Here is a 6,100-nt window from a genome sequence, read left to right on the forward strand (position 1 = left end):
GACTCTCGAGTTCTTGATGAAGCGAAAATAAACACCGACGTTTTGAAGGAGGGTAAATGAATGCTCGAAATAGAAAAACCAAAGATTGAAACGATTGAGATCGATAGCAGTTCCAAATATGGAAAATTTGTTATTGAACCTCTTGAGCGTGGATATGGAACCACTTTAGGAAACTCCTTACGTCGAATCTTACTTTCATCTTTACCAGGCGCTGCAGTTACTTCGATTCAAATTGACGGTGTTTTACACGAATTCTCCACTGTTGAAGGTGTTGAAGAAGACGTGGCATCCATCATTTTGAACATTAAGAAACTTGCGCTGAAAATTTACTCTGACGAAGAAAAAGTCATTGAAATTGATGTGAAAGGTGACGGAACGGTTACGGCTGCAGATATCACGCACGATAGTGACGTTGAAATTCTGAATCCGGATCTTTATATTGCAACAATCGCAAAAAATGGCCATCTCCGTATGCGCATGTATGCGAACAGAGGCCGTGGATATGCCCGGGCAGATCAAAACAAACGTGAAGATCTTCCGATCGGCGTTATTCCGATTGACTCTATTTACACTCCAGTTTCACGCGTTAATTTCCAAGTGGAAAATACTCGGGTGGGTCAACTGGCTCATTTTGATAAACTCTCTCTTGATGTATGGACAGATGGCAGCATTGGTCCAAAAGAGGCGATCGCGCTTGGCGCAAGAATTTTTACTGAGCACTTGAACATCTTCGTAGGATTGACAGACGAGGCACAAACGGCTGAAATCATGGTTGAAAAAGAAGAAGACCAAAAAGAAAAAGTTCTTGAGATGACTATCGAAGAATTAGATCTTTCGGTCCGTTCTTACAACTGCTTAAAACGCGCGGGCATCAACACGGTGCACGAGTTGGCAAGCAAGTCGGAAGACGATATGATGAAAGTCCGCAACCTTGGACGCAAATCACTTGAAGAAGTAAAAGTGAAGTTGGAAGATTTAGGACTAGGACTTCGTAAAGAAGACTGATTGCCTTAAGGTTCTGAACTATTTACCAAAGGAGGGAAACTTCAATGAGAAAGCTTCAACGTACAAGTTCTCAACGTAAAGCACTATTACGTGACCTTACAACAGACTTAATCGTACATGAGCGCATTCAAACGACTGAAGCTCGTGCGAAAGAAGTGCGTTCAACTGTAGAAAAAATGATTACTCTTGGGAAACGCGGAGACGTTCATGCTCGCCGTAAAGCAGCAGAATGGATGCGTCGTGAATTGGTAACATCTACGGATGAGGAAGGTAACGAATCAACAATTTTTGCTTTGCAAAAACTATTTGATGACGTTGCACCACGTTACGCAGAACGCCAAGGCGGATATACTCGCATCATGAAAATGGGGCCTCGTCGCGGAGACGGCGCACCAATCGTAATTATTGAATTAGTTTAATCCAGTGGAAGAGGGTTTGCGCCCTCTTCTTTTAGCATCATGATTTATACGACAATATGAAAAGCTGAGTGTTATGATGAGCGAGCCGAAAGGCGGCGTCTTGTCTAGCTCTACGCACCTCATTCAACCCCGGCTTAAGCAACCGGGGAAGCCATAGAGACAGAAAAGCGCATTTCTCTGAATGAGGTGCGCGCTTTTTTTATTTACAGAGCTTTTGAGAAATCGTAAAAATTTCCCGATTGGAAATTTGTTATATTTACATACCTACAGGGTACCGAGTAGAGTAGAGCTAGCAGGAGTTAGAGGAGGTTAGTTGAGATGAATTCGACCATATTGTCATTTAAAAATGTGACATTTACATATGCACCAGATAACGAAACTGTACGGCCCGCCGTGGAGAACTTGTCGTTTGAAATCAATGCGGGAGAGTGGATCGCGCTGGTTGGCCATAATGGATCTGGCAAGTCGACCATAGCCAAATTGATGAACGGCTTGTTGTTTCCGCAAAGCGGGAGCGTAAACGCGATGGGCTTGACGATGTCTGAAGAAAGTTTATGGGACATCCGTTCTCAAATGGGGATGGTGTTCCAAAATCCAGACAACCAGTTTGTTGGAGCTACCGTACAAGATGACGTGGCATTCGCGCTCGAGAATAACGGCGTGCCCCACGCTGACATGGTAGTGCGTGTCAAAGAGTCGCTGCGCCAAGTTAAGATGGAAGAGTTTTTGGATCAGGAACCTCATCATTTATCGGGCGGCCAAAAACAGCGGGTGGCGATTGCCGGCGCCTTGGCTTTGCGCCCGCGATTATTGATCTTGGATGAAGCAACGTCCATGCTCGATCCCCAAGGGCGAGTGGAAGTGATTGAAACGATCCGGGAACTGCGAAAAGAAACGGGCCTGACGGTCATTTCGATTACGCATGATTTGGAAGAAGCGGCACTCGCAGATCGCATCATTGTGATGAATACCGGGCATAAGCACGCAGAAGGCACGCCGGAAGCGGTATTTGTCTCAAGCAATGCCTTAGCAGATCTTGGACTCGACTTGCCTTTTGCGATGCGTATGACGCATTTGCTGCAGGAGGCTGGAGTGGAAATCCACAAGGAACATATGTCAGAAGATGAGTTGGTGGAAGAGTTATGGACATCTTACTTCAAGAAGTAGGGTACAGCTATGCGCAAGATACGCCTTTTGAAAAAAGAGCGCTGCATGATGTTTCGCTGCATATTCCATCTGGATCGTACACGGCGATTATCGGCCATACCGGATCAGGCAAATCCACTGTGCTGCAGCATTTAAACGCATTGCTGCAGCCGACAGAAGGATCGGTTGTCATTGGCGACCGCAAAATCCAGTCAGGCACGAAAGCGAAGAATCTGCGGGATGTACGCCGCCAAGTCGGCATCGTGTTCCAATTCCCGGAGCAGCAGCTGTTTGATGAGACGGTGTTAAAAGATATCATGTTCGGCCCCTTGAACTTTGGGGTCCCTGAGGAAGAAGCAAGCCGGCGTGCGCATGAGCTCGTGGAGCAATTGGGCTTGCCGGCGGATGTCTTGGACAAGTCTCCGTTCGACTTGTCGGGCGGGCAAATGCGAAGAGTGGCAATTGCCGGAGTGCTTGCCATGGACCCGGATGTGTTGGTGCTTGATGAGCCAACTGCTGGACTCGATCCAAAAGGGCGCCGGGAAATTATGGATCTCTTTCATCAGCTTCATATTCAAAAAGGATTGACGACTGTTCTCGTGACACATAGCATGGAAGATGCTGCGCGATATGCGGATCGAGTCGCCATTATGCATAACGGACGCTGTGTAGCTGCAGGCGAACCAAGAGACATTTTTACTAACGATGAGCAGCTGGCGGATTATCGGCTGGAACCACCGCGCACAATCCAGCTTCAACGCAAATTCGAGGAAAAAACCGGTCTTCTACTAGATGGAATTTCATTGACCGAAGAAACCTTGGCCAAAAACATTGCGCTCGCGCTTTTGAAGGAGCGTGGCTCTCAATGATGGAAAAAATGATATTCGGCCGATTTATTCCAGGAAATTCCTTTGTTCATCGAATGGATCCGCGAACGAAGATTTTGTTTGTCTTCTTGTTTATTGCGATTGTCTTTATCGCGAATAGCGCAGTGACATACGGAATTTTATTGGCTTTTACGTTGATGGTAGTGTTTTTATCGAGAATCCGGCTGTATTTTTTGATTACCGGTTTAAAACCCGTCATTATTTTAGTGGTTTTTACGTTTTTATTGCATATTTTCTTTACAAAAGAAGGGGATCTGCTCCTCAATTTTGGGTTTATTGAAATTTATGAAGAAGGGCTGCGCCAAGGGATTTTCATTTCGATCCGCTTTTTGGTGCTGGTGTTCATCACAAGCATTTTGACGCTGACGACTTCTCCCATCTCGATAACGGATGGCATTGAAGTGCTGCTTGGGCCATTCAAACGAGTGAAGCTGCCCGTTCATGAATTAGCGTTGATGATGTCGATTTCGCTGCGCTTTATCCCTACCTTGATGGATGAAACGGGCAAAATCATGAAAGCGCAAATGGCTAGAGGGTCGGACATCAGCTCAGGCCCGGTAAAAGAGCGGGTGAAGGCAGTTGTGCCTTTATTGATTCCACTGTTTGTCAGCGCCTTTAAACGTGCGGAAGACTTGGCGACGGCAATGGAAGTCCGGGGCTACCGAGGCGGCGAAGGAAGAACGCGCTACCGGCAGCTGAACTGGCGGTTTGTTGACACGCTGAGTTTGGTGCTGCTCGGCGGACTTGCTGTTTTGTTGTGGTATTTACGGATTTAAGGAGAGAATGTATGAAACGAATGAAAGCGACAATTGCCTACGACGGATCTGGCTTTGCAGGCTACCAAGTGCAGCCAGACTCCCGCACAGTGCAACAGGAGCTGATGAAAGTCTTAGCGACCATTCATAAAGGGCAAGTGGTTCAAGTAGTGGCAAGCGGGCGCACAGATGCCAAAGTCCATGCGACAGGGCAAGTGATCCATTTTGACACGCCGCTGTCGATTCCGATGCAGGGATGGCTAAAGGCATTGAATGTTTTGCTGCCGGAGGATATCCGCGTTTTGGAGATTGGAGAAACGGATGCCACTTTTCACGCGCGCTACCATACGAGCGGGAAAACCTACCGCTATAAATGGGACCGAAGCAAAATCATTTCGCCGTTCACGCGTAATTACATGGTGCATGTGAAACAGCAAGTGGATGTAATAGCAATGAAAAAAGCGGCAGCATCCGTTTTAGGGACGCATGATTTTTCCAGTTTTTGTGCAGCGAATACAGGCGTCGTTGATAAAGTCCGGACGGTTCGGCGATTGGATTTCGAAGAGCACGGGGAAGAACTGCACATGGTGATCGAAGGATCGGGGTTTTTATACAATATGGTCCGAATCATCGCGGGCACATTAATGGAAGTTGGGCTTGGCAGAAGAACGGCCGATGAGCTTGCTTCTATTGTGGCAGCTGCTGACCGGAGCACTGCTGGAAAAACGGCGGCTGCACATGGCCTGTACTTGGAAAAAGTGACCTATAGCCACTGAAACAACTTTTCCAGGTGTTTTAAGAAAAACGCTTGACTTTCTAGCGCTGGCGTTATAACATGATGTATGGTATTTTCATTACCCCCACGATATGCCCCGGAAGGTTATTAGTGCTAGGGATAACGAAAAAACGGAACAACGGAACGAAGAGATTTGATTTAAAAAAAGAGACGATTTATTAGGAGGACAATATACATGCGTACAACATTCATGGCTAAAGGTCACGAAGTAGAGCGTAAATGGTTAGTTGTCGATGCAGAAGGGCAAACTCTTGGACGTTTAGCTTCTGAAGTCGCTTCAATCTTACGCGGGAAATACAAACCAACATTCACACCAAACGTTGACACTGGAGATCACGTGATCATCATCAACGCTGACAAGATTCACCTTACAGGCAAAAAGCTTACAGACAAAATCTACTACCGCCACACTCAGTTCAGCGGCGGATTGAAACAGCGTACTGCACTTGAAATGCGCACAAAATACCCGACGAAAATGCTTGAATTGGCTATCAAAGGCATGCTTCCTAAAAACTCTTTAGGCCGCCAAACGTTCAGAAAACTTCACGTTTACGCTGGACCAGAACACAACCACCAAGCACAACAACCGGAAGCATACACACTTCGCGGATAATCATTAGTAAATAAGAGGAGGATACACCTTTGGCACAAGTTCAATATTTAGGTACAGGTCGCCGTAAAAACTCAACAGCTCGCGTACGGTTAGTACCTGGCGATGGCACAATTACAATTAACAACCGTGACGTATCGGATTATGTTCCTTACGAAACGCTTGAACAAATCATCAAACAACCACTAGTTGCTACTGAAACTCTAGGAAGCTATGATGTCCTAGTAAACGTACGCGGTGGTGGATTCACAGGACAAGCTGGAGCAGTTCGCCACGGAATCGCGCGCGCTCTACTTACAGTAGACCCTGCTTTCCGTCCAGCATTGAAATCTGCAGGATTGTTAACACGTGACCCACGAATGAAAGAACGTAAAAAACCAGGTCTTCGTTCAGCTCGTCGCGCACCTCAGTTCTCAAAACGCTAATACAGCAATGTTTAAAGCCCTTTTCTCATTACGAGAAGAGGGCTTTTTTTGTGTGCA

General features: G+C 46.5%; 8 protein-coding genes. All 8 read left to right on the forward strand.

The features are described from left to right. Positions 1-60 precede the first annotated feature (60 nt). The 8 genes from ACRRQV_RS17290 to rpsI all read left to right on the forward strand — a co-directional run bounded on the left by ACRRQV_RS17290 (position 61) and on the right by rpsI (position 6,043). Positions 61-1,005: a DNA-directed RNA polymerase subunit alpha gene (locus tag ACRRQV_RS17290; protein WP_432533267.1), complete on the forward strand. Its 945-nt coding sequence runs from the start codon at positions 61-63 to the stop codon at positions 1,003-1,005. 44 nt (positions 1,006-1,049) lie between these two features. Beyond that, on the forward strand, positions 1,050-1,424 hold the full coding sequence (rplQ, locus tag ACRRQV_RS17295; RefSeq protein ID WP_300986753.1) for a 50S ribosomal protein L17: 375 nt from the start codon (positions 1,050-1,052) through the stop codon (positions 1,422-1,424). Positions 1,425-1,742: 318 nt separating this feature from the next. Further along, complete coding sequence (locus tag ACRRQV_RS17300; protein WP_432533271.1) at positions 1,743-2,591, forward strand: energy-coupling factor ABC transporter ATP-binding protein; 849 nt, start codon at positions 1,743-1,745, stop codon at positions 2,589-2,591. Next, entirely contained in the window at positions 2,567-3,439 is an 873-nt protein-coding gene (locus tag ACRRQV_RS17305) for an energy-coupling factor ABC transporter ATP-binding protein (RefSeq protein WP_432533274.1), read from the forward strand. The genes ACRRQV_RS17300 and ACRRQV_RS17305 overlap by 25 nt, the downstream gene beginning before the upstream one ends. Then, entirely contained in the window at positions 3,436-4,233 is a 798-nt protein-coding gene (locus ACRRQV_RS17310; protein WP_432533277.1) for an energy-coupling factor transporter transmembrane component T family protein, read from the forward strand. The genes ACRRQV_RS17305 and ACRRQV_RS17310 overlap by 4 nt, the downstream gene beginning before the upstream one ends. Positions 4,234-4,244: 11 nt before the next feature. Then, positions 4,245-4,988 carry a tRNA pseudouridine(38-40) synthase TruA gene (gene truA / locus ACRRQV_RS17315; protein ID WP_432533280.1) on the forward strand — a complete coding sequence of 248 codons (744 nt, stop codon included), beginning with the start codon at positions 4,245-4,247 and terminating at the stop codon, positions 4,986-4,988. Positions 4,989-5,183: 195 nt separating this feature from the next. Next, the gene (gene rplM, locus ACRRQV_RS17320; protein ID WP_432533283.1) at positions 5,184-5,621 is read left to right on the forward strand and encodes a 50S ribosomal protein L13; all 438 of its coding nucleotides are present in this window, start codon (positions 5,184-5,186) and stop codon (positions 5,619-5,621) included. Positions 5,622-5,650: 29 nt separating this feature from the next. Beyond that, entirely contained in the window at positions 5,651-6,043 is a 393-nt protein-coding gene (rpsI, locus tag ACRRQV_RS17325) for a 30S ribosomal protein S9 (RefSeq protein ID WP_033542771.1), read from the forward strand. The last annotated feature ends 57 nt before the right edge of the window (positions 6,044-6,100 follow it).

Source organism: Planococcus sp. YIM B11945 (assembly GCF_050864155.1).
In the GTDB taxonomy this organism is placed as follows: Bacteria; Bacillota; Bacilli; order Bacillales_A; family Planococcaceae; genus Planococcus.